Source organism: Candidatus Pelagibacter sp. Uisw_099_02 (genome assembly GCF_047727625.1).
GTDB lineage: Bacteria > Pseudomonadota > Alphaproteobacteria > Pelagibacterales > Pelagibacteraceae > Pelagibacter.
Genome location: NZ_CP159822.1, coordinates 54,135 through 76,242 on the forward strand (window position 1 = coordinate 54,135; position 22,108 = coordinate 76,242).

A 22,108-nucleotide genomic window follows, 5' to 3' on the forward strand; every position below is an offset into this window, starting at 1 on the left:
AACTTTCTTTATTGAAAAAACACAAATATGTCTTAATTTGAAATTAATAGAGAATATATGCAATTTTCAAAAAATACAAGTACCGGCAAAAGTAAAAGCTTTTTAATTAAAATGTTAATAGTTTTAACAGTTATTTTTGGTGCAGTGATATTGTTAGGCAAAGTTGATTTTCCATCCCCTATTAAAGAAATTGAAAAAATTATTCCAAATGAAAACCTTAAAATTGTTAAATAAAAAATATTTATTAGTTACTATTTTTTATTTTTTTTTTGGATTTACTGCTCAATCTCAAGAACCCATTGATATATGGAGCACTGAAGATAAAAAAGTTACAGAAAATCTTGATGTGACTGAAAATATTGAGGAAAAAAATATTGTAAAAGAGAATAGCATTTATGAGATGCAATCAAAAAAAAATTTTGAATTAAAGATAAAAGAAGATCAAACATTGATTTCAAATGAAATCAAAATTGTAGGTTTGTATGATCCTGCAGAAAATGGACTAAATATTAATATGTGGTCTAATTCAAATGGTGATCAAATCTTAAGTATATTCAAAAGAATTAATAAAATGCAGCTCTCAAAAGATGCTTCAGAAATTTTAGATATATTACTTTTAACAAACGCTTATTACCCAGAAATAAATATATCAAAAAATCAATTTATAGAATTAAAATCAAAGTGGTTTATTAAAAACTCTAACCTTCAGTTAATCGAAAATTATTTATTAAAAAATCAAATTATTAATGAACATCCAAAACTTGCTAGATTGTTGGTAGATGATTATCTTTCTAGATCTCAAGTTAAAAAAGCATGTGAAATTTTTTCTAAAATTCAAGATACTATTCAAGATGATTATTTATCAAAATTTAATATTTATTGTTTGATTAATAATAACAAAAGAGAAGAAGCTCAATTATTGCTAGATTTAAAAAAAGAACTTGGTTTCAATGATAAATTTTATGAAAAAAAAATAAGTTATTTAATGGGCTATACTGATCAGCCAGATTTAGAAGTTTCAGAAAAAACTATTTTAGAATTTCATTTATCCCATAGAACTAACCCTCAATTTAAATTTGAACCAAATAGCTCTACTTCTAAGAAAATTTGGAAATACTTATCAACATCAAATTTATTAGATAACATTAAAGATATAGAGCTTACAGATTTAGATAAAATTAGTAGTATTGAAAAAGCCACACATGAAAAACATTACGTGGAAAAAGAATTATTTCAACTTTATAAAAGATTTCAATTTAATATTAATCAATTATTAAATATTAAGGAATCCACAAAAGTATTATCAGCCATTGAATCAAGAGCATTAATCTATCAAGGAATTTTAATTACAACTGAAATTAACAGTAAACTTATACTAATAAATGCTTTAAAGAATTCATTCATAAATGAAGGTATTGAAAATGCATTTGATGTTGAGCTAAGAGCATTTTTAAAAGAAATTGATAAAGAGGAAGTTCCTTCAAATTTTACTTTATTTTATAACAATTATATAGACTCAGATAAAACTGAACTTACTAATATTAAAATAAATAATAAAATTTTACATCAATCAAAATTGATTAATTATTTTAAGGGTGAAGGGTCATTAAAAAAAACAAGCAAAGATTTAAATGATTTATTAAAAAAAATAAAAAAAAATAAAAAATACTTCTTTTCAAAGAAAGATATTATTTTAGTTGAGGCTTTTAAATCAGATGGAATTAAGGTTTCAGAAAAATTCAAAGATCTTTATGAGGTAAAAGAATCAGAAATGCCATCTGATATTCAAATATTTATTAATAGTGGTGATATGGCTGCTGCTATGCTTAGAATTGTTGAGGTTATTGGACAAGATGAGTTACAAAATATTGATGAAGACACCCTATATTTTATAATTAGTACACTTAATCAGCTAGATGCAGACCCATTAAGAAATAAAATTCTTCTTAAAATTCTTCCTTTAAAAGTTTAAAATTTATAATAAAATAATTATGAAATATGTCAGTTAAAACAATTTTAACAGAACCAAATAAGTTATTACGTCAAGTATCAAAACCAGTTGACAGTGTAAGTGATAAAGAAAGAGAGCTAATGGATGATATGCTTGATACAATGTATGATGCACCTGGTATTGGACTAGCAGCTATCCAGATTGGAGTTCCTAAAAGAATTATAGTCATGGATGTCAGTAGAGACGAAGATAAAAAAAAACCAATGTATTTTGTCAACCCTGTAATTAAAAATAAAAATAAAGAGAAGGCAAAATATGAGGAAGGGTGTTTATCTGTACCAGATCAATTTGCAGAAATAGAAAGACCTAATGCATGTGAGATTGAATATTTAGATTATCATGGAAAAAAACAACTATTAAAAGCTGATGGATTATTAGCAACTTGTATTCAGCATGAAATGGATCATCTAGAGGGAATTTTGTTTATTGATTATTTATCAAAACTTAAAAAATCAATGATTATAAAGAAACTCTCTAAAGTAAAAGTTAATAGAAAGATTCTTTAGAAGATGTTGAAAAAAATTGTCTTTATGGGAACACCATTTTTTGCTGTACCAATATTAAAATCGTTGTACCAAAATGGATATTCTGTATCAGTAGTGTATACGCAACCACCTCAAAAATCGCAAAGAGGACAAAGGATTAATAAATCTCCTATTCAGGGAATTTCTGAAACGTTAAAAATAGAATATAGAACGCCTATTTCATTAAAAAATAACAAGGAAGAGTATAATTATCTAAAGGAACTAGATGCAGATATAGCAATTGTTGTTGCTTATGGACAAATTATTCCAAAAGAATATTTAAGTTTAGTTAAGAAAGGTTTTATTAATATTCATGCCTCATTACTTCCAAAATGGAGAGGAGCAGCACCTATTCAAAGATCAATTATGAAATTAGAAAAAGAAACAGGTATTAGTATTATGAAAATAGGAGAAAAATTAGATGCAGGACCTGTTTGTAATTCTTATAAGATAGAGATCAAGATTAATGATAATTCAGAAACCATAGCTGAAAAACTATCTGCACTAGCTGCAGAAAAAATATTAGATAATATTGATGAAATTCTAGAAGATAAAATAGAATTTAAAGAACAAAACAATAATGAAGCAACTTATGCAGCTAAAATTGAAAAAATAGAAGGCCAAATAGAATGGGACAAAGCAGCAGAAAATATTATTGGTAAAATCAATGGATTATATCCAAGTCCTGGTGCTTTTTTTATTTACAATGGAGAAAGGTACAAAATTTTAAAAGCAAGCCTCGCGTATGGTAGTGGTGAAATTGGTGAGGTGTTAGATAGTTATCTAGAGGTTAGTTGTGGTAATAAAAAATCAATTAAAATTCTTGAAATTCAAAGACAAGGTAAAAGACCACAAAATATTGGTGAATTTATGCTTGGATCACAGATTAAAAAAGGTTCAAACCTAAATAATGCTTAGATATCAAATACTAATTGAATATGTTGGAACTAATTTTATTGGCTGGCAAATTCAATCTAAAGGAAAATCAATTCAAAAGTCAATTCAAAAAAAACTATCTGAACTCTTAAAAGAAAAAATATTATTAACTGGATCTGGTAGAACAGATGCGGGGGTACATGCTATTGAACAATCAGCACATTTCGAATGTAAAAAAAAAATTCAAAATCTAGATAAATTTTTAAAATCAATAAATCATTTTGTAAACGATATGAATATTTCAATTATAAAAATAAAAAAAAGAAATTTAAATTTTCATGCTAGGTTTTCAGCAAAACAAAGGATTTATAAGTATGTAATTTTTAACCGATTGAGCAGACCTTCTTTAGAAAAAGAAAGAGGATGGCATATTATTAAGGAATTAGACATCTCATTAATGAAGAAAGGTGCAAAAAAACTTTTAGGCACGAAGGACTTTTCAACATTCAGAGCATCAAGCTGTAATGCTAAAAGTCCAATTCGAACTATGAAATTAATTAAGATAAAATCAAACAAAGGAAGAATTGAAATACAATTTAAATCTCAATCATTTTTGCAACAACAAGTTAGATCAATGGTGGGTTGTTTAAAGTATTTAGCTGAAAAAAAATGGGATTTAAAAAAATTTGATTATGTTTTAAAATCAAAAAAAAAAATACTTTGTGCTCCACCTGCGCCGGCTGAAGGACTATTTTTAGAAAAGGTTATTTATTAAAGTTTTGTTGACCAATACTGAATTTTTTATTAATTCTCCATCTGGACTCAGCTCGAACAATATATCCACAACAATTTTTAGAACGGCACTTACATGGAAATTGTTTATAGTCTTCATCGTAACCAAAACCATAATCAGCTGTTATCTCTTCATCTTTTTTAATATCTTTTATAGCAACAACCCATAATTTTAAGCCAGTCCCATTATAATCGCAGTTGTTAGAGCAGGAGTGATTTATTAAACGTGCAGTGTTCCAAGAAACATCACCATCCATGTCGTACTTTTTATTTAAATTAAATAAATAGATAGGCTTTGCATTGTCAAATTTTTGTGATTCTTCCGTTTGTTTCTTGGTAATAATTTTACCAACATAATCAATAATTCTAGTACCTTCTTTGATATCTTTTGTAGCGTATAGACCACGACCCTTTTTATCAATGTTAGACTTTTTAATTTTATAAAGTTTCATTGTGAATTCTTTAATGCGTATTGAGAAATTATCAATTAAATTCTAGTAAAGCTTTTACATGCATCTCAGTGCTTTCTTGAAGTGCTAATAGATCGTATCCACCTTCTAAAATTGACACTACTTTTCCATCACAATATTTTTTGGATAGTTCGAGTGTCCTTTTAGTAATATTATAAAAGTCTTTTGATTCTAATTGGAATTGTGCTAATGGATCGTCTTTATGGGCATCAAACCCTGCAGAAAGTAAGATAAATTCAGGTTTAAATTCTTTAATTTTCTTTAGTACAAATTCATAGGCATTTAAATATTCTTTTGAGGTTGTTCCAGCTGGCAAGGGAATATTCAATATATTGTTATGTTTTCCTTTTTCATCATTCGTGCCTGAACCTGGATAATAAGGGTATTGATGAGTGGATATGTATAGAACTTTTTCATTATCGTAAAAAATATCTTGAGTACCATTTCCATGATGTACATCAAAATCAATAATTGCTACCTTTTTTAGTTTGTATTTATTTATAAGGTAATTAGCTCCAACAGCCACATTGTTATAGATACAAAAACCCATAGCTTTATTTTTCTCTGCATGATGCCCTGGAGGTCTAACGGCACAAAAAGCGTTTTTAAAATTTTTATTTTGAACACCATCAATAGCTGTAATAATTGAACCTACGGCATCTGACGTAGCATCCTTACTTCCTGGTGAAACAATCGTATCTCCATCTAAAAAAGATAATCCTTTTTCAGGAAAAGATTTTTCTACGAAATTTATATAATTAAAATTGTGAGTTATTTCTAAAAGTGATCGGTCAAATTTAGAAGGTTTTTTCCAAACTAAATCTTTATTATCTAATTTTTTAAAATTATCGATAACTACTGTAACTCTATCAATTTTTTCTGGATGGCCATCGCCTGTATTATGATTCTGATAAGTGTCAGAGGTTATTAAACCAGTTTTCATTTAAAATAATTTTCTAAAATATTATAATATATTTTAGTCAATTTTTTTAGATCTGAAATAGATACTGCTTCATCTACTTTATGCATTGTTTTACCCACTAGACCAAATTCTAAACATGGAGCAATTTTTCTAATAAATCTTGCATCTGAAGTTCCACCTGTTGTAGAAAATTGAGGTTTAATTTTTGTGATTTTTTTTATTACATCTTGAATCATGTAAGTTGTTTTATTGGGCTTAGTTAAAAATGCCTCACCTGATACTCGATACTCAGTTTTAAAATTAGATTTATTTTTTTTAGTAACTTTTTTGAAAATTTTATTTAATCTATTCTTTAAGCTAGAAGAAGAATGTTTATTGTTAAATCTTATGTTAAAAGTAGCTTTTGCAAGCCCTGGAATAATATTATCTGCTGTATTATCGATATTAATTTTAGTTACTTCTAAATTTGTTGGTTGAAAATCTCTTGTTCCTTTATCAAATTTTATTTCTTTTATTTCATTTAGTATTTTGATCAATGAAGTTGATGGATTTTTAGCACGATGAGGATATGCAACATGACCTTGAGTTCCAATTATAGTTAATTCAGCATTGATACTTCCTCTTCTACCAATTTTAATCATTTCACCAAGTTTATTAGGGTTTGTTGGCTCACCAACCAAGCAAAAATCTATTTTTTCTTTTTTCTTTTTTAAGTAATCAACTACTTTTTTAGTACCATTAATTGCAACACCTTCTTCATCGCCAGTTATTAATAAACTAATTGATCCGTTAATTTTTTTATTATTTAATACAAAGTTATTTACTGCAACAACCCAGCTTGCAATTGCACTTTTCATGTCATTAGCTCCTCTACCAATAAGATGATTTTTTTTAATAGCCGGACTAAAAGGTTTAATCGTCCAATCTTTTATATTTCCTGGAGGTACTACATCTAAGTGACCAGCAAACATAAAGTTTGGTTGAGAGTTACCCAATCTTGCATATAGGTTTTTAACTGGTTTAGAATTTTTATCTTTAAACTCTAGAATCGTACATTTAAATCCAATAGCAGTTAATTTTTTAGATAAGAATTTCATTATTCCAGCATCAACAGGTGTAATGCTTGGAAATCTTATTAGCTCTTTAGCTAATGTGATTTCATTATAAGTTGGCATTTAGTCTCTTAATAGGTCGTTAATAGAAGTTTTAGATCTAGTTTTTTCATCAACTTGTTTAATAATTACCGCACAATATAAAGCAGGACCTTTACCATCTTTACTTGGAAGACTGCCTGGTACTATCACTGAGTACGGTGGAATTTTTCCATAGATTACTTCACCAGTTTCGCGGTAAACAATTTTTGTAGATTGACCAATAAATACACCCATAGATAATACAGATCCTTCTCCAACAATCACTCCTTCAACTATTTCTGAACGAGCCCCAATAAAACAATTATCTTCGATGATAGTGGGGTTAGCTTGCATTGGCTCTAATACACCTCCAATTCCAGCACCACCTGATATGTGGCAATTCTTTCCTATTTGTGCACAAGACCCTACAGAAGCCCAAGTATCCACCATAGTTCCTTCATCTACATAAGCTCCAATATTTACAAAGCAAGGCATTAGTACTGCGTTCTTTCCAATAAAAGACCCTTTTCTAACTGGAGAATTTGGAACCATTCTAAAACCAGCTTTTATATGATCTTCCTTAGTCCAACCTGCTGTTTTACCTTTTAGTAAATGAGACTTATCATACCAACTACTATATGGGCCGCTCAATGAATCCATATCATGAGTTCTAAAACTTAACATTATTGCTTTTTTAACCCACTGGTTAACTATCCACTCATTACCATTTTTTTCAGCAACTCTTAGCTCCCCTTTATCAACAAGTTCAATCGTTTGATTGATGGTATCTAATATAGACTTATCTGATTTATTATTGATGGAGTCTTTATTGTCCCAAGCTGCATTGATAATGATTTCAAATTCTTCCATAGTTTTATTTTATCGTTAGTAGGTTAGTTTCATTGTGCTTTTAATATATTAATTTCTTGAAGAAAAGAAGGCAAGTTCTTAATCTTATAATCAATATATGCTTTATCTGCATCTTTTTTTGCAAATACTTCATCATTCTCAAGCCAGCAAGTTTTCATTCCTAGGTTTTTAGCTTGTTCTAAATTATGAGCGATATCTTCAATCAATATTGATTTTGTTGGATCAAGATCAAATTTTTCTACTATCTCTTTATAAGGTTCAATTTTTGGTTTTGGAATAAAATTAGCATCAACAATATCAAATGCTCCATCAAACAACCCATCTATACCTAATTGTTTAGTTACATTTTCTACATGCGCATGAGAACCATTGGTAAAGATATATTTTTTTTCTTTAATTTTAATTAATTCTTCTCGTAATAATTCATCTTTAGGAAGCCAGCTAATATCAATATCATGAACAAATTCTAAAAATTCATGTGGATCAATCTTATCGTGATTCATTAATCCTGATAATGTTGTTCCATATTCATAGAAGTATTCTTTTTGAATTTCTCTTGCTTTAATTAAATCGACATTAAATTTCTTTGAAATAAAAGAAGACATCTTTTTATCAACTTCAGAAAAAACCTTTGTTTGTCCAGAATACAAAGTATTATCTAAGTCGAATAGCCAGTATTTAGTATCAATTAAATTTTTCATTCTCTAATTAAAGTTCCTGAACCTTTATCAGATAATAGTTCAAAAAGGAGTGAGTGATTTTTTCTTCCATCAATTATTACAACTGCCTTAACCCCATTACTTGCAACATCTAGACAATTCTTAATTTTAGGTATCATTCCACCAGAAATTACCTCTTGATTAATTAATTCATTAGCTTTTTTAGAATTAATTTCAGAGATTAGTTTTTTTTCACTATCTAATACGCCCTCAACATCACTAATGATCATTAACCTTCTAGCTTTTAGCTCAATTGCGATTGATCCTGCGGCGGTATCAGCATTTATATTAAAAGTCTGATTGTCTTTATCCAAACCTAAGGGTGCAACAACAGGTACTTCGTTCGATTTTATTGTTTCAATTAAAAATTCTTTGTTAATTTCAGTAGGTGTTCCTACAAATCCAAGGTTTTTGTTTTCTTGTATGACAGTAATTATACTGTTCTCTTTTGAAGTAATCCTTTTTGCTTTGCAGGCCAACTCATTTAAAGCTTCAACAATCTCTTTATTAAATTTGATTAATACATCCTCAACTATGTTGATAGTATCTTTATCGGTAACTCTTAGTCCGTTAATAAAATTACTTTTAATATTAACTTCTGAAAGTTTACTGTTAATTCTTTTTCCACCTCCATGAACAATTATAGGATTGAAACCAAGTTTTTTTAAAACGACCACGTCTTCAATAAAAATTTTAAATAATTTAGGATCAACTAAAACACTACCACCACACTTAATGATAATAAATTCATCATTATACTTTTCTAAATATTTTTTTACTTCTTCAACTGTCGGGCCGTCCTTAGGTAGGATGTTTATTAATTCTTCTTCTTTTAATGATGACATTTATGTTGTTTTGATAGTCATTTTTCTTTGAACAATATATTGTTGAATCATTGTGAAGATGTTGTTGAAGCTCCAGTAGATCACAAGACCTGCAGGAAATGGTGCGAGAATTACAGTTAAAAATACTGGAAAGAACATAAATATTTTAGCCTGTATAGGATCTGGTGGAGTAGGGTTAAGCTTTTGTTGTATGAACATTGTGATACCCATAATGATCGGCCATGCACCTATTAATAAGAAAGAAGGTGGATCCCACGGAAGTAAACCAAAAACATTAAATAAAGATGTTGGATCTCTATCACTTAAGTCATGTATCCATCCATAAAATGGCATGTGTCTCATTTCAATGGTTACAAATAATACTTTATATAGTGCAAAGAAAACTGGAATTTGAACCAGAATAGGTAGACAGCCACTCATAGGATTAACTTTTTCTTTTTTATAAAGAGCCATCATTGATTGTTGCAACTTCATTTTATCATCCTTGTGCAACTCTTTCAGACGAGCCATTTCAGGCGCTAATAACTTCATTTTTCCCATAGACTTAAAACTAAAGTTGGCAAGAGGAAAGAAAGCCAATCTAATACAAATAGTGACAGCAATAATTGCTAAACCGTAATTACCAAGTAATTTAAAAAAGTAATCCAATACAAAAAATAAAGGTTTTGTAATGAAATACATAAATCCCCAATCAATCGCTAGATCAAATTTATTGATATCTAAATTTTCAGCATAACCATCAATGACATTTACTCTTTTAGCAGCAACTATAATTTGAATTTTTTCTTCAATTGAAGTGTTTGCTTTAACTTCAATACCTTTGGTTGATATGTAGTTTGCTCTGAATTTATTTTTATAGTCAAAAGTTGTTTTAAACTCTTTACCTTTAGGTGGTACAACTGATGTAACCCAAAACTTATCTGAAATAGCAACAAATCCTTCTTGTGCAATTTGAGTAAACTTCTTTTCCTGAATATCGTCGTAATCTTCTTCAATTAATTGATCATCAAGTACAGATAAAAACCCTTCATGCAAAATATAGAAGCCAGATATTTCTGGTAATTTATTTCTAATTATTTGTCCGTATGAGTAAAAATTATAAGATTTATCTGATCTGTTAATTATTTTTTCTTTTACAGTAAACAAAAATTGATCATCTAAACTTATATGTTTCTCAAATGTAATATCTTGAGTATTGCTCCACGTTAGTTTCACCGGACTATTATTAGTTAATTTTTTATTTCCAGAAACTTCCCAGACCGTAGAAGCATCAGGTATATCTATATTTTTATTAGTACTTACAAAACCACTTTCAATTAAATAACCATCTTCAACATTTCTTGGGTTTAATAAGGTTATTTTATCACTTCCATTAAGTTCAATATTATACTCTTTGAAAGTTAGGTCATCTATTGTTGCACCCTTTAAAGAAATTGACCCAACAACACTTCTATTTTCAAATTGAATTCTATCATTTTCTTTTAAAGCATCTGTTCTTGAAAGTTTTGCAAAGTTTTCATTTTTATCTAGGGTAGGAGTGTCTTCATTATTTTCAATTTTATTTTGCTCAGCTAGATTTTTTTTAATAGTTGCAGGATCAGGCTGAAAAAAAAGAGAGTATAATATAATAACAGCTGCTGATAAGGATATTGCTGCGATTACGTTTCTAGTATCCATTATTTCTTAGCCTTTAATTCTTTGTTTACTGGATCAAATCCTTCACTACCACCCAACATCTTAATAGGATGACATGAAAATATTCTTTTAATGCTTTTTGAGATCCCTTTAATTAGCCCATATGTTCTTAAACATTCAATTGTATATTCTGAGCAAGTTGGAAGATATCTGCACGAAGGAGTTAAGTAAGGGCTAATAACTATTTTATAAAATTTGATCAGGCCAATTAAAATGTTTGATATAATATTCATTACTTAATCTTTTCTATGTCTTGGAATAAAGTATCTTTTATTATCGCATATTCATTGTTTAGCATAGTTATTTTCGCAATAACGAGGTAAGAATAATTAAAGTTTATCGATAATTTTTTTACAGCTTCGTTCATTATATTTCTTAATCTTCTTTTAACCTTATTTCTCTTTACGGCACCACGGATTAGTTTTTTTTTAGCTACAAAGCTAATATTTAGTTTTTTATTATCTTTACCTTCAAGAGGGCCAAAAAAAAGAGTGATATATTTATTTGAGACTTTTTTCTTCTTAAGTAAATTTTTGAAATCGTCGTTTTTAGAAAGAGCAACAATTTTGCTTTTCATTTAGTTTAGCTTATTTACCTTTTGGCTTTTTTTGAGTAGATGACACTGTAAGATCCTTACGTCCCTTATCACGCCTTCTTTTAAGAAGTTTTTTTCCACCCTTAGTTGCCATCTTTGATCTGAAACCATGTTTCTTAAGACGCTTTCCAACTTTAGGCTGATATGTTCTTTTCATAGAATTTATTTAAGTTTTTTTAAATTTCGCTCTTTATAGTAATTATATGTATAAATAGCAAATAGAAGATTTTATAATACTTTCAGTTAATTATGCAAAAATCAAAAAAAGTTAAGATAACTTTAGGTTTATTTTACCTTCTAGTTGTTTCTTCATTTTTATACTTTTTTTTATCAAATTTCACCTTTGATGAATTAACCAGCTATGATTTTATTAAAAATAATAGAGATTATTTTTTTGATTTAAAGCAAACTAATTTAATTTTAATTTCTTTAGTATTTATAATATCTACAATTTTTTGGGTTCTCATGGCTGGATTTGGTTTACCAGTTGCACTCCTAGCAGGGTTTATTTTTGGCAAGTGGCTTGGAACATTTATTTTATTAATTGGAATGACTATTGGAGCAACAACTCTTTATATACTGGGTAATTATTTTTTTAAAGAAGTGATTAAAGAAAAGTTTTTAGATAGATTCAAAAATTTAGAAATAAGATTTAAAAAGTCAGAATTTACCTATCTATTGATTTATAGATTTATTGGTGGAATTCCTTTTGCACTATCAAATGTATTACCTTGTATTTTCAATGTTAAAGTAGCCAATTTTTTTTGGGCAACACTAATAGGTCTGACACCACAATTTTTTTTACTTGTTTCAATTGGAAGTGGACTTGAAAAGATTATAGAAAAAAATTTAGAAGCTCCAAGAATAATAGACTTGATATATTCTCCTGATATTTACACCCCAATACTTGCGTTTGTAGCTTTAATAATAATCACTCTTATAGGTAAAAAAATATTCTACAAGAGGTAGTTTGGTGCCCCCACAAAGAATCGAACTTTAAATTTATCCTTACCATGGATATGTTATACCATTTAACTATAGGGGCTATTTTGGTATTTATTGAAGTATTTCTATAATAAATCATTTTTTTCAAAATATTGCCTTAATTTTTTTCTTATAATGATTTATATCTAGCTGAGGAAAATTATATGGGAATTCATTACGATTATAAATCTACTAAAGGCAACAAGCTGATGGAAAAGCAAGCGAAGAGAGAGAAAAAGCTTGCAGAAAAAAGAGCAAAGCGTGAAGCTAAAGAAGGTCCAAAGATACAAGAAGAGCCAGAGAAAACATTAGATGCATCAAAACCTATCACTTTAGATTTCTTAACTAATCCAGATAAATAATGAGTGATAAAGAAAAAAAAGAAAGATTAAGTTTAGCACTCAAAAAAAATCTTAAAAAAAGAAAAATCTTCGAAAAAAAAAACAAGAAGAAAAGTAAATAATGTCAGTACTTTCCGATAAATCTATAAGAAAACTTGCACTTGAAGAAAACATGATTTCTCCATTTGTAGACAAGCAAGTAAGGGATGGTAAGATCTCTTATGGTCTAAGTTCATTTGGTTATGATGCAAGAGTAGCTGATGAATTTAAGATATTTCACAATGTAAACTCATCTATTGTTGATCCTAAAAAATTTACTTCTGATAATTTTGTTACAAAGAAAGGCTCTGAATATATTATTATTCCTCCAAATTCTTTTGCTCTAGGAACCACAATAGAGATTTTCAAAATCCCAAGAAACATCATGTGTATTGTTGTTGGCAAAAGTACGTATGCAAGAACTGGAATTATAGTTAATGTAACACCAATTGAATCAGAATTTTTTGGGACTGTTACTCTAGAATTTTCAAATACCACTCCGCTACCAGCAAAAATATATGCAAACGAAGGAGTTGCTCAATTTTTATTTCTTAAAGGAGATCAGGCTCCAGAAACTTCGTACGCTGACCGTAAAGGTAAATATATGGGTCAATCTGGAGTAACTTTACCAAAAGTATAATAATGAAAAAATTGGAAGTCTTTGGAGCGGCAAAGCTCAAAGGAAAAATTATAATTTCAGGCTCAAAAAATGCTTCACTACCAATCTTGGCTGCCACCTTGTTATCAGATAAAAAAATATCTTTAACAAATTTACCAAAAGTAAAAGATATTGAAACGATGATATTATTATTGAAGTCTTTAGGTTCAACTGTAGTGAATAAAAAAAAAAAATAATTATTAAAAATAATAAACAAATTAAAAATTTTGCAGCTTATAGTTTGGTTAAAACTATGAGGGCAGGAATACTAGTTTTAGGTCCATTGCTAGCAAAGTTTGGCAAAGCAAAAGTATCTTTACCAGGTGGCTGTGCAATTGGCACAAGACCAGTCGATATTCACCTGCAGGCCCTATCTAAACTTGGAGTAAAATATAAAATTATTCAAGGATATGTCTATGCAAATGCCCCGAAAGGGTTAATTGGAGCAAATATTAAATTTCCAAAAATTTCAGTTGGAGCTACTGAAAATTTGATTATTGCATCATGTTTAGCTAAGGGAAAAACAACTTTATCAAATTGTGCAATAGAGCCTGAAATTAAAGACTTGGTTAATTTTCTAATTAAAATGGGTTGCAATATTAAATGGACTGCAAAAAGAACTATTAAGATCCAAGGTGTGAATAATCTTAGTGAAATAAATTACCAAGTAATGCCCGACAGAATAGAGGCGGGCACCTATTTAATAGCTGCAGCTTTAAATGAAGGAAATTTAAAGATTGTAGGAATTGATCCAAAAATTATCAGTACAGAAATCAATATTTTAAAAAAAGTTGGTGCAAAAATCATTCAAAATAAAAACGAAATATTAATTCAAGGAAGTAAAACAATTAAAAGTATGAATATTAAAACATCTCCTTACCCTGGATTTCCAACTGATTTACAGGCACAAATGATGGTCTTGTTGTGTAAAGCTAATAAGAAATCTTATATAAAAGAAGAAATATTTGAAAATAGGTTTATGCATGTTGCAGAGCTAAATCGAATGGGAGCAAAAATTTCTATCAATGGAAATAAAGCCTCAATAGAAGGTAATATTAAATTTGAAGCAGCAGAACTAATGGCAACAGATCTAAGAGCATCCGTATCTTTAATACTAGCAGCACTTACTTCTAACGGAAAGTCTGTAATTAATAGAATATATCATCTTGATAGAGGATATGAAGGCATAGAAAAAAAATTAAAAAAAATAGGTGCAAAAATTAGAAGAATTAATTAATGAAAAAAAAATATTTAGCAAAAATTATTGCAAACGATAATGAGGGACTGCAAATGATTTCAGCTTGCTGTGAAGGGGCTGAGATCAAAGTCAATGACATCAAGTATCTTCAAACAAATAAGGTTTTTCTGTTATCATTAAAGCGAACCAAAATTGAAACAGAAAATGAGGGCAAAAAAATAAATAGTATCTGCAAATTTGAATTTGTGGATAGCGTTAAATCTAAAAATATAAATCAAGATGATATTGATCAAAAACTTAAATTAATAACTATGGAATACTTAAAAAATAATAACAATTATGAGATAAGCTTAATTTTTACTAATAATGCATATATAACTTTATCGACAGAAATAATTGAAGTAACTCTAGATGATCAAAGCAAGGTTGATTAATGATTAAGATATTAGATAGTAAAATTAAAAACTTTGATACAGTTTTCGATAAACTGCTATCTAAACGAAAAAAAAAAGTTCAGCTTAACTCAGTTTTTGTTACTAAAATTATTAAAGACGTTAAAAAAAACGGTGATAAAGCTGTTTTAAAATATGAAAAAAAATTTACTAAAAATAGTATTATTATTCCAAATCCTAAAAAAATAACCAAAACTATAAAATCCCTAGACCCAAAAGTTAAAAAAGCAATCGATCTTGCTTATAATAGAATTTATAAATTTCATTCATTACAAAAATTTAAAAATATTTCTTATACAGATAAACTACAAAATAAATTAGAATATAAGTATCTTCCAATTGAGTCAGTTGCAATTTATGTTCCAGGTTCAACAGCTTCATATCCATCAAGTGTTTTAATGAATGCTATCCCAGCTCTTGTTGCTGGTGTTAAAAGATTGGTAATGATTAACCCAAGTCAAAAAGGAAAGCAAAACCCAGCAGTATTGTATGCTGCAAGAAAATGTAAAATTAAAGAGATCTATTCAATAGGTGGGCCATCAGCAATTGCAGCAATTGCATATGGTACTAAAAAAATTAAAAAAGTTGATAAAATTGTAGGCCCAGGAAACTCTTATGTGGCAGCTGCAAAAAAAGAAGTCTTTGGTGATGTTGGAATTGAAGGAATGATTGCTGGTCCTTCAGAGGTAACAATAGTATGTGACAAGTTCTCTAATCCAGAATGGATTGCAAGTGACCTTATAGGACAAGCAGAACATGATAGTCTTGCTCAATGTATTTTAATTTCAAAAGATAAATTAATTATCAAAAAAGTTAACGATGAAATTAATAAACAATTGAAAAACTTACCGAGAACTACAATTGCAAAAACTAGTTTAATTGGTAATGGAATTTTAATTTATATGCCCTCAGATAAAAAAATTATTGATACAGTAAATAAGATTGCTCCTGAACATTTGGAGTTAAATATTAAAAACTATAAAAAAATGGTTGGACAAATTAAAAACTCAGGATCTATCTGTTTAGGAAAATATGCTGTAATGGCAATGACAGATTATAATGTTGGCTCTAATCATGTATTACCAACTAATTCTTCAGCAAGATATTCAAGTGGAGTTAGTGTTAATGAATTTTATAAAAGAATTTCATATATAAACCTATCAAAAAAAGGGATTGAAACCCTTGGTCCATCAGTTATAACACTTGCAAACTACGAGGGTTTAGCGGGACACGCTAAGTCGGTAGAAAAAAGAATTAGGAGAAAATAAATTTGTCAAAACAAGAAATGCTGTCGTTCTCAGGAATTGTTGAGGATTTATTACCGAATGCAATGTTCAGAGTTAAATTAGAAAACGGCCATATTGTTACAGCTCATGCTGCAGGCAAATTACGTAAGAACAGAATTCGAGTACTTCAAGGTGATAAGGTTCAAGTTGAAATGACACCTTACGATTTGACCAAAGGTCGTATCACTTTTAGAGGTTAATATGGGGCCCTGTAGCTCAGTTGGTAGAGCATCGGATTGAAAATCCGTGTGTCACTGGTTCGAGTCCAGTTGGGGCCACCACCACCTCTCTTAAAAATTTAAAAATAAGGTCAACGTCTTTTTATATTTATGTGTTGAAAATTATTCTTAATTGTCTAAAAGACTGCTCATGATTATAAATATTACATACAGAGAGACTTCAAGAAGTACTCATAGACTTTGTTTCCATAGCCTTTAGGCTATTTATTTATAATATAATTTTAAATCCACACAAAAATAATATAAAAACAAGGAATGCCTGCGTAGTATAACGGTTAGTACGATAGTTTGTGGAACTATAGGATTTGGTTCGATTCCAAGCGCGGGTACCAAAAAAAAATGAATAAAGAAAATAAATTAATTCCTGGGTTACCCTCAGGATTTGAAGACCGATGGGGCAAGAAATTAATTCTCAAGAAAAAGTTAATTAATATTATTGAAACTAATTTTATAAAATTTGGTTTTGCTGCTCTTGAAACTCCTTCATTTGAAATTTCAGAAAATATTGGATCATTTCTTGCAGACGATGATAGTAATTCTATGTCTGACGTATTCTCATTTAAAGATGGTGAAAAAAATATTACTCTTAGATATGATTTATCAAGTCCATTAGCTAGATTTGTTGCTCAAAACAATCAAGAATTACCCTTACCTTATAAAAGATATCAAATGGGTGATGTCTGGAGAAACGAAAAAGCAGGTAATGCTCGTTATAGAAGCTTTTTACAATGTGACGCTGATATAGTTGGTAACGTTAACCCAGCCCAAGCAAATGCTGAACTTTGTAATTTAATTGCAAGTACTCTTCTTGCCTGTGGTTTAAAAAATGATCAGTTCGTTGTTAACATTAGTAATAGAAAAATTGTTCAAGGTTTAATTGAAGACCTTAAAATATCTGAAAATAAAAAGATAAAGGTTATGAGAACAATAGATAAATTGGATAAGCCTGGCTTTGGTTTAAGAGGAGTTGAAGATTTATTAAAAAAAGAAAGAGTAGATGTAAGTGGAGCGGTTACAAAAGGTGCTGACTTAACTGACGATCAAGCTTCACAAATAATCAACTTCTTAAAAGTAAAAGATTTAAAAGAATTAAAAGAAAATTTAAAAAACCCTTTATCTCAAGAAGGAATTAAAGAACTAGAAGATCTGTTGGAAATAGCAAGTTACGGAGATTATTTAGATCAAATAAAGACGAACTTTACAATTGTTAGAGGGCTTGCTTATTATGACGGTTTTTGTGTTGAAACTAATTTAAATTTTAAGACAACAAATAATAAAGGTAAAGAAGTTGATATAGGAAGTATTTGTTCAGGTGGACAATATAATAAATTAATTTCAAGATTTAAGGGAGTTGATATTCCTGGAACTGGAATGAGTATTGGTGTTGACCGATTATTATTTGCAATGATGCAACTTGATCAAATTGAAGTTGATGAGAAAAAACCAGTTATTATTTGTGTAATGGATGAAAAGTATTTAAAAAATTATTATGAGATTTTAAAAGTTTTAAGAGACAATAATATTAACTCTGAAATATTTTTAGACAGTAAGAAAAATCTAGGCAAACAGTTAACGTATGCGAATAAGAAACAATGCCCGGTAGCTATTATTTGTGGTGAAAATGAATTTAAAGATAATACGATTACTTTAAAAAACCTTTTAGGAGTTAAAGGTGAAAACAATCAAGTATCGTTCCCAAAAGAAAAATTAATTGATGAAATCAAAAAATTTATCTGAAAAAATCCTTAGATCGGTTAAATCTAAAGGGTTTAAATATATTGATTTACCTTCAGTAATTGAAGCCAATCATATTGTTCAACGATCTGGGGAAAATTTTAGAAAGTTTATTTTTTCATTTACTGATCAAAATGGTAGTGAGCTTTGTCTAAGACCAGACCTTACAATAGCATCATGTTTAAGGTACTTAGAAAATAATCTTAAAGGAAAAGAGAAAATATTTTATAGCGGTCAGGCTTATAGAAAATCAAATAACAAAAAAGATTCAATTGTTAGAGACCAAGTTGGCTTTGAGATCATTGGCTCTAAAGACGAAAAAAAAGATGATAAGGAAATTATTAATACAGCCTTAAAATCTCTGTCTAATTTACAATATTCATCAGGAACTTTAAAAATTGGTAATGTTGAGATTTTCAATTTATTAATTTCAAAACTAGATATCCCGAAAAGATGGAAATTAAGACTTTCAAGGCATTTTTGGAGAGAAGAATACTTCAATGATTTATTAAAAAGGTTAGAGACAAACTCTGATGTAGATCCAACAATTGTTGAAGTTGATAAAAAGAGATATCAAAAAATGTTAAAAGATAATCAGCAAACAGTAGTTGCGGGTAGATCAATTGAAGAAATCTTAAAGAGATTTGATAATAAGATTAAAGATCCAAGAAGAGCTAGTAGAGGTAAAAATGTTTCAAAAATTATTAAAGAGTTTTTAAAAATTAATTGTCCAATAGGACAAGCTGCTGAAAAACTCAATATCTTTTTTAAAAAAAATAAAATTAGCTTAATTGTAGATCAAAAATATTTTCCAACCTCATTAAACAAAATTCAAAAATTAAATGTAGAGTTCTCCGCGTCTTTTGGGCGTCAATTAGAATATTATACAGGCATGGTATTTAAAATTGATATTAAGTCTAAATCTAAAAATATTAATATTATTAATGGTGGACGATACGACAAACTAATTTCAGACCTTGGATCAAAAAAAAAAGTTCCAGCAGTAGGAGCTGCTTTAAATTTAAACTACTAATGATAAAAAATATTATTAACATTGGAATCCCAAGCAAAGGCAGATTGAGAACTGATATCTTAAAAATATTTAAAAAAAATAAATTAAATTTAGTCTCAGAAAGAGGTGAGAGAGATTTATTGGGATCTATTAAAAACTTAAATAATGTTAAAGTGTTATATCTTCATGCAAGAGAGATAGTTGAAAGACTTGGAGATGGCTCTTTAGATCTTGGCTTTTCTGGATGTGATTTATTAAAAGAGAGTGAAGTTAATATTCATAAGAAGATAAGTGTTGTTAAGAATTATGGATTTGGCAAAGCAACATTGGTTGTTGCTATTCCAGACCCTTGGATTGATGTTCAAACAGTTGCTGATTTAGAAGAAATTGCTTTTGAATTTAAAGATAAAAAGAAAAAAAGATTAAGAGTAGCAACAAAATATCCCAATTTAACTAGAGAGTTTTTGTTTTCAAAAGGAGTTACGCAATTTAAATTAGTTAGTAGTTTAGGTGCAACTGAAGCTTACCCTTTTACTGGGTCATCTGAAATTATAACTGATATTACTTCATCTGGTGAAACTCTAAGAGCGAATAACCTTAGAATTCTCAAAGATGGTGAAATTTTAAAGTCAGAAGCTTGTATGATGGCTTCAAAATCTTCTTTAAAAAGTAGTCTGGTTAAAAAATTAGTTAAGCTACTTTCTAAGTAAAGTATCTTTTACGTAAATTAAAATAATCCTAATAATATCAAGGTTTCTAAGTACTGCATAAGCCACAACAATAGCTCCAATAATAAGTAGTATTTTTAGTATTAAGATTAATTCCATAGAGACAGTTTTAAATAATTACATATATAAATCAAATTTTTACTATAAAATATCTCCTAGAATCATGGACATAATTTTATTAACAGTATTAGTCTTATTGCTAGGAGTTGCTTTAGTAATCCTTTATCTAAACTTAAAATCTAAGCCAAAAGATGAGAGCGAAAATAAAGAAGCTGAGGAGATGGCTAATTTAAAAACAGAAATTACTTCATTAAAAGATACCTTAAATACTACTATTAATACTTCACTTGGTTCAATGTCGACTTCATTTACCGCTCTATCAACTGGAGTGACTAAAGATATGACAGAGGCTTTAACCAAAGTTGATGAAAAAGTAGGAAACTTCAATAGTCAGGTCGAATTATTAAATAAAAGCCAAGAAGGTATAACAAAAATTTTAGCTGGTGTTAAAAAATATGGAACTCTTGCAGAGTTTTCATTAGATGCTCTAATCAAAGATCTATTACCTGCATCACAATTTCAGACGAACGTTAAGATGAAAGAAGATACAGGTGAAAATGTTGAATTTGCAATCAAACTTCAGGGCGATGTAATGGTACCTGTAGACTCACATTTTCCAGTAGAAAAATTTAAAGCAATTACCGATGGTTATGATGCTGATGATAAAAAAGCTGTTGCAGATGCAAGAGCAAAATTAGCTGCTGCATTTAAAGCAAAAGCTAAAAGTGTTAATGAAAAATATATTGTTCCACCAAAAACTACAGATTTTGCAATTGTTTATGCTCCAACCGAAAGTTTATATAAAGAATTAACTGAATACCAAGATCCAACTACTAAAGAATTATTAACTCAAGAATTAATGAAAAAATATAAAATTGTAATCTGTGGTCCTAATACCCTTTCAGCTTATTTACAATCTTTGCACATGGGCTTTCAATCTTTAAAAGTTCAAAAAGGTGCAACTGAAATCTATGATCACTTAAAAACAATTAGCTCAAGATTTGGAAAACACTTTGATAATATAGTTTCTCTTAGAAAAAAATTAGAAGAAGCAATGATTGTTGTTGATAAGTTTGGGACAGATGCAAGATCGATTAGCAGAAGCCTAGAAAATATTAAAGATCCTGAACAAGTTGATAAAGCTGTTCAAACAGAAAACGTAGAAAAATTTGTTGATCATTCAAAACAAGCAAAAAATTAATTTCTTTTTTTCTTCAATACCGCTTATAACAAACTATATGCAGTGGAATAATAAATTTACTTATCCAAAATCCATGAGATCAATGGTGAGTGGCTCAAGAATGTATGCTGTAAATCAACAAAAACTTCCATCAGTAACTTCCATATTACAAGCAACACAAAGTGAAGAAAAAAAAGCATCTCTTGCAAATTGGAAAGCAAGAGTAGGAGCTGCTGAAGCAAACAGAATTAAAAATGATGCTTCAAGTAGAGGCACATCAATGCACTCTCATTTAGAAAAATATCTATTAGGTCAATTAAATTTAGAATTATTAGAAGAAGAAAATAAATCTAAAAAAATGGCAGACGAAATAATTGAACAAGGAATTAAAAATAAATTGTCAGAGATTTGGGGAACTGAAGCCACATTGTACTATCCAGGGAAATATGCCGGAACGTGTGATGCTTGTGGAGTGTATGAGGGACAAGAAACTATCATTGATTTTAAACAGTCCAACAAACCGAAAAAAGAAGAGTGGATTGAGGACTATTATCTTCAATTAGGGGCTTATTCATTAGCTCATAACGTTGTTTATAACTCGAATATTACCCAAGGAATTGTCCTGTTATGTACGGTTGATAATTTATTTCAAGATTTTAGAATTCAAGGTGTTAAACTAGAAGAATATCAAAATAAGTTTTTAGAAAAAGTCGAACAATATTATCACCAAAGGAATACCAACTAA

The 22,108-nt window shown here is 28.9% G+C and carries 26 protein-coding genes, 3 tRNA genes and 1 pseudogene; 19 read left to right on the forward strand and 11 right to left on the reverse strand.

The genetic code is table 11. The annotated features are described in order from the left end of the window. Positions 1–57 precede the first annotated feature (57 nt). Genes ABXT47_RS00250 through truA form a run of 5 tightly spaced genes read left to right on the forward strand, consistent with a single transcriptional unit; the run spans position 58 to position 4,186 of the window. The gene (locus ABXT47_RS00250) at positions 58–234 is read left to right on the forward strand and encodes a hypothetical protein (protein WP_415308510.1); all 177 of its coding nucleotides are present in this window, start codon (positions 58–60) and stop codon (positions 232–234) included. Further along, positions 209–1,972, forward strand: coding sequence for a hypothetical protein (locus ABXT47_RS00255; protein WP_415308511.1), 1,764 nt, complete (start codon positions 209–211; stop codon positions 1,970–1,972). The genes ABXT47_RS00250 and ABXT47_RS00255 overlap by 26 nt, the downstream gene beginning before the upstream one ends. Positions 1,973–1,998: 26 nt before the next feature. Continuing rightward, complete coding sequence (gene def, locus ABXT47_RS00260) at positions 1,999–2,517, forward strand: peptide deformylase (protein ID WP_415308513.1); 519 nt, start codon at positions 1,999–2,001, stop codon at positions 2,515–2,517. 3 nt (positions 2,518–2,520) lie between these two features. Next, positions 2,521–3,453: a methionyl-tRNA formyltransferase gene (gene fmt, locus ABXT47_RS00265; protein ID WP_415308514.1), complete on the forward strand. Its 933-nt coding sequence runs from the start codon at positions 2,521–2,523 to the stop codon at positions 3,451–3,453. Continuing rightward, positions 3,446–4,186: a tRNA pseudouridine(38-40) synthase TruA gene (truA, locus tag ABXT47_RS00270; RefSeq protein WP_415308515.1), complete on the forward strand. Its 741-nt coding sequence runs from the start codon at positions 3,446–3,448 to the stop codon at positions 4,184–4,186. Before fmt ends, truA begins: the two co-directional genes overlap by 8 nt. Here the strand turns inward: truA and ABXT47_RS00275 are convergent. The 10 genes from ABXT47_RS00275 to rpmH are packed head-to-tail and all read right to left on the reverse strand — an operon-like array spanning position 4,176 to position 11,609. Continuing rightward, positions 4,176–4,655, reverse strand: a complete 480-nt coding sequence (locus ABXT47_RS00275) for an SET domain-containing protein (protein WP_415308517.1) — start codon at positions 4,653–4,655, stop codon at positions 4,176–4,178. The genes truA and ABXT47_RS00275 overlap by 11 nt on opposite strands. A gap of 31 nt (positions 4,656–4,686) precedes the next feature. Further along, complete coding sequence (locus tag ABXT47_RS00280; RefSeq protein ID WP_415308519.1) at positions 4,687–5,616, reverse strand: histone deacetylase family protein; 930 nt, start codon at positions 5,614–5,616, stop codon at positions 4,687–4,689. Then, positions 5,613–6,770 (reverse strand): succinyl-diaminopimelate desuccinylase, encoded by a 1,158-nt coding sequence (dapE, locus tag ABXT47_RS00285; RefSeq protein ID WP_415308520.1) that lies wholly within the window; start codon positions 6,768–6,770, stop codon positions 5,613–5,615. Before dapE ends, ABXT47_RS00280 begins: the two co-directional genes overlap by 4 nt. Then, positions 6,771–7,598: a 2,3,4,5-tetrahydropyridine-2,6-dicarboxylate N-succinyltransferase gene (dapD, locus tag ABXT47_RS00290; RefSeq protein ID WP_415308522.1), complete on the reverse strand. Its 828-nt coding sequence runs from the start codon at positions 7,596–7,598 to the stop codon at positions 6,771–6,773. Between the two features lie 29 nt (positions 7,599–7,627). Then, entirely contained in the window at positions 7,628–8,299 is a 672-nt protein-coding gene (locus ABXT47_RS00295) for a pyrimidine 5'-nucleotidase (protein ID WP_415308523.1), read from the reverse strand. After that, positions 8,296–9,162, reverse strand: coding sequence for an acetylglutamate kinase (gene argB, locus ABXT47_RS00300; RefSeq protein WP_415308524.1), 867 nt, complete (start codon positions 9,160–9,162; stop codon positions 8,296–8,298). The genes ABXT47_RS00295 and argB overlap by 4 nt, the downstream gene beginning before the upstream one ends. Beyond that, a complete protein-coding gene (gene yidC / locus ABXT47_RS00305; RefSeq protein ID WP_415308525.1) occupies positions 9,163–10,839 on the reverse strand; it encodes a membrane protein insertase YidC in 1,677 nt (558 codons plus the stop codon). After that, positions 10,839–11,090: a membrane protein insertion efficiency factor YidD gene (gene yidD / locus ABXT47_RS00310; protein WP_415308526.1), complete on the reverse strand. Its 252-nt coding sequence runs from the start codon at positions 11,088–11,090 to the stop codon at positions 10,839–10,841. The genes yidC and yidD overlap by 1 nt, the downstream gene beginning before the upstream one ends. Beyond that, entirely contained in the window at positions 11,090–11,434 is a 345-nt protein-coding gene (rnpA, locus tag ABXT47_RS00315) for a ribonuclease P protein component (protein WP_415308527.1), read from the reverse strand. Before rnpA ends, yidD begins: the two co-directional genes overlap by 1 nt. 10 nt (positions 11,435–11,444) lie before the next feature. Next, positions 11,445–11,609 carry a 50S ribosomal protein L34 gene (gene rpmH, locus ABXT47_RS00320; RefSeq protein ID WP_415308528.1) on the reverse strand — a complete coding sequence of 55 codons (165 nt, stop codon included), beginning with the start codon at positions 11,607–11,609 and terminating at the stop codon, positions 11,445–11,447. 92 nt (positions 11,610–11,701) lie between these two features. Here rpmH and ABXT47_RS00325 point away from each other — a divergent pair, with 92 nt between their 5' ends. Then, the gene (locus tag ABXT47_RS00325; protein WP_415308530.1) at positions 11,702–12,421 is read left to right on the forward strand and encodes a TVP38/TMEM64 family protein; all 720 of its coding nucleotides are present in this window, start codon (positions 11,702–11,704) and stop codon (positions 12,419–12,421) included. 2 nt (positions 12,422–12,423) lie between these two features. On the opposite strand, the gene ABXT47_RS00330 is transcribed toward ABXT47_RS00325, so the two are convergent. After that, positions 12,424–12,497 (reverse strand) — tRNA-Thr (locus ABXT47_RS00330). Positions 12,498–12,600: 103 nt separating this feature from the next. Here ABXT47_RS00330 and ABXT47_RS00335 point away from each other — a divergent pair. The 13 genes and pseudogenes from ABXT47_RS00335 to ABXT47_RS00395 all read left to right on the forward strand — a co-directional run bounded on the left by ABXT47_RS00335 (position 12,601) and on the right by ABXT47_RS00395 (position 22,108). After that, a complete protein-coding gene (locus ABXT47_RS00335) occupies positions 12,601–12,798 on the forward strand; it encodes a hypothetical protein (RefSeq protein ID WP_415308532.1) in 198 nt (65 codons plus the stop codon). 100 nt (positions 12,799–12,898) lie between these two features. Continuing rightward, complete coding sequence (dcd, locus tag ABXT47_RS00340) at positions 12,899–13,456, forward strand: dCTP deaminase (RefSeq protein ID WP_415308534.1); 558 nt, start codon at positions 12,899–12,901, stop codon at positions 13,454–13,456. A 2-nt stretch (positions 13,457–13,458) separates the two neighbouring features. Next, a pseudogene (murA, locus tag ABXT47_RS00345) lies at positions 13,459–14,711 on the forward strand (UDP-N-acetylglucosamine 1-carboxyvinyltransferase). Beyond that, positions 14,711–15,106 (forward strand): DUF2948 family protein, encoded by a 396-nt coding sequence (locus ABXT47_RS00350; protein WP_415308536.1) that lies wholly within the window; start codon positions 14,711–14,713, stop codon positions 15,104–15,106. The pseudogene murA and the gene ABXT47_RS00350 overlap by 1 nt, the downstream one beginning before the upstream one ends. Continuing rightward, a complete protein-coding gene (hisD, locus tag ABXT47_RS00355) occupies positions 15,106–16,392 on the forward strand; it encodes a histidinol dehydrogenase (RefSeq protein WP_415308538.1) in 1,287 nt (428 codons plus the stop codon). Before ABXT47_RS00350 ends, hisD begins: the two co-directional genes overlap by 1 nt. Positions 16,393–16,394: 2 nt before the next feature. Continuing rightward, on the forward strand, positions 16,395–16,610 hold the full coding sequence (infA, locus tag ABXT47_RS00360; RefSeq protein WP_006997427.1) for a translation initiation factor IF-1: 216 nt from the start codon (positions 16,395–16,397) through the stop codon (positions 16,608–16,610). A 5-nt stretch (positions 16,611–16,615) separates the two neighbouring features. Beyond that, positions 16,616–16,691: transfer RNA gene (locus ABXT47_RS00365), tRNA-Phe, on the forward strand. Positions 16,692–16,906: 215 nt separating this feature from the next. After that, a tRNA-His gene (locus ABXT47_RS00370) sits at positions 16,907–16,981 on the forward strand. Between the two features lie 7 nt (positions 16,982–16,988). Then, on the forward strand, positions 16,989–18,386 hold the full coding sequence (hisS, locus tag ABXT47_RS00375; protein WP_415308540.1) for a histidine--tRNA ligase: 1,398 nt from the start codon (positions 16,989–16,991) through the stop codon (positions 18,384–18,386). Then, positions 18,364–19,416 (forward strand): ATP phosphoribosyltransferase regulatory subunit, encoded by a 1,053-nt coding sequence (locus ABXT47_RS00380; protein WP_415308541.1) that lies wholly within the window; start codon positions 18,364–18,366, stop codon positions 19,414–19,416. Before hisS ends, ABXT47_RS00380 begins: the two co-directional genes overlap by 23 nt. Beyond that, entirely contained in the window at positions 19,416–20,105 is a 690-nt protein-coding gene (hisG, locus tag ABXT47_RS00385) for an ATP phosphoribosyltransferase (RefSeq protein WP_415308543.1), read from the forward strand. The genes ABXT47_RS00380 and hisG overlap by 1 nt, the downstream gene beginning before the upstream one ends. A 181-nt stretch (positions 20,106–20,286) precedes the next feature. After that, positions 20,287–21,384, forward strand: a complete 1,098-nt coding sequence (locus ABXT47_RS00390) for a DNA recombination protein RmuC (protein WP_415308545.1) — start codon at positions 20,287–20,289, stop codon at positions 21,382–21,384. A 37-nt stretch (positions 21,385–21,421) separates the two neighbouring features. After that, complete coding sequence (locus ABXT47_RS00395) at positions 21,422–22,108, forward strand: hypothetical protein (protein ID WP_415308547.1); 687 nt, start codon at positions 21,422–21,424, stop codon at positions 22,106–22,108.

Excerpts from the sequence above, each read along its gene's own strand:
- dcd (WP_415308534.1), top strand. The coding sequence starts at position 12,899 with ATGTCAGTACTTTCCGATAAATCTATAAGAAAACTTGCACTTGAAGAA.
- ABXT47_RS00350 (WP_415308536.1), top strand. The coding sequence starts at position 14,711 with ATGAAAAAAAAATATTTAGCAAAAATTATTGCAAACGATAATGAGGGA.
- ABXT47_RS00395 (WP_415308547.1), top strand. The coding sequence starts at position 21,422 with ATGCAGTGGAATAATAAATTTACTTATCCAAAATCCATGAGATCAATG.
- dapE (WP_415308520.1), bottom strand. The coding sequence starts at position 6,770 with ATGCCAACTTATAATGAAATCACATTAGCTAAAGAGCTAATAAGATTT.
- truA (WP_415308515.1), top strand. The coding sequence starts at position 3,446 with ATGCTTAGATATCAAATACTAATTGAATATGTTGGAACTAATTTTATT.
- rpmH (WP_415308528.1), bottom strand. The coding sequence starts at position 11,609 with ATGAAAAGAACATATCAGCCTAAAGTTGGAAAGCGTCTTAAGAAACAT.
- yidC (WP_415308525.1), bottom strand. The coding sequence starts at position 10,839 with ATGGATACTAGAAACGTAATCGCAGCAATATCCTTATCAGCAGCTGTT.
- dapD (WP_415308522.1), bottom strand. The coding sequence starts at position 7,598 with ATGGAAGAATTTGAAATCATTATCAATGCAGCTTGGGACAATAAAGAC.
- ABXT47_RS00255 (WP_415308511.1), top strand. The coding sequence starts at position 209 with ATGAAAACCTTAAAATTGTTAAATAAAAAATATTTATTAGTTACTATT.
- ABXT47_RS00325 (WP_415308530.1), top strand. The coding sequence starts at position 11,702 with ATGCAAAAATCAAAAAAAGTTAAGATAACTTTAGGTTTATTTTACCTT.
- ABXT47_RS00295 (WP_415308523.1), bottom strand. The coding sequence starts at position 8,299 with ATGAAAAATTTAATTGATACTAAATACTGGCTATTCGACTTAGATAAT.
- def (WP_415308513.1), top strand. The coding sequence starts at position 1,999 with ATGTCAGTTAAAACAATTTTAACAGAACCAAATAAGTTATTACGTCAA.
- hisG (WP_415308543.1), top strand. The coding sequence starts at position 19,416 with ATGATAAAAAATATTATTAACATTGGAATCCCAAGCAAAGGCAGATTG.
- hisS (WP_415308540.1), top strand. The coding sequence starts at position 16,989 with ATGAATAAAGAAAATAAATTAATTCCTGGGTTACCCTCAGGATTTGAA.
- ABXT47_RS00390 (WP_415308545.1), top strand. The coding sequence starts at position 20,287 with ATGGACATAATTTTATTAACAGTATTAGTCTTATTGCTAGGAGTTGCT.
- rnpA (WP_415308527.1), bottom strand. The coding sequence starts at position 11,434 with ATGAAAAGCAAAATTGTTGCTCTTTCTAAAAACGACGATTTCAAAAAT.
- ABXT47_RS00335 (WP_415308532.1), top strand. The coding sequence starts at position 12,601 with ATGGGAATTCATTACGATTATAAATCTACTAAAGGCAACAAGCTGATG.
- hisD (WP_415308538.1), top strand. The coding sequence starts at position 15,106 with ATGATTAAGATATTAGATAGTAAAATTAAAAACTTTGATACAGTTTTC.
- fmt (WP_415308514.1), top strand. The coding sequence starts at position 2,521 with ATGTTGAAAAAAATTGTCTTTATGGGAACACCATTTTTTGCTGTACCA.
- ABXT47_RS00380 (WP_415308541.1), top strand. The coding sequence starts at position 18,364 with ATGAAATCAAAAAATTTATCTGAAAAAATCCTTAGATCGGTTAAATCT.
- yidD (WP_415308526.1), bottom strand. The coding sequence starts at position 11,090 with ATGAATATTATATCAAACATTTTAATTGGCCTGATCAAATTTTATAAA.
- argB (WP_415308524.1), bottom strand. The coding sequence starts at position 9,162 with ATGTCATCATTAAAAGAAGAAGAATTAATAAACATCCTACCTAAGGAC.
- ABXT47_RS00280 (WP_415308519.1), bottom strand. The coding sequence starts at position 5,616 with ATGAAAACTGGTTTAATAACCTCTGACACTTATCAGAATCATAATACA.
- ABXT47_RS00275 (WP_415308517.1), bottom strand. The coding sequence starts at position 4,655 with ATGAAACTTTATAAAATTAAAAAGTCTAACATTGATAAAAAGGGTCGT.
- ABXT47_RS00250 (WP_415308510.1), top strand. The coding sequence starts at position 58 with ATGCAATTTTCAAAAAATACAAGTACCGGCAAAAGTAAAAGCTTTTTA.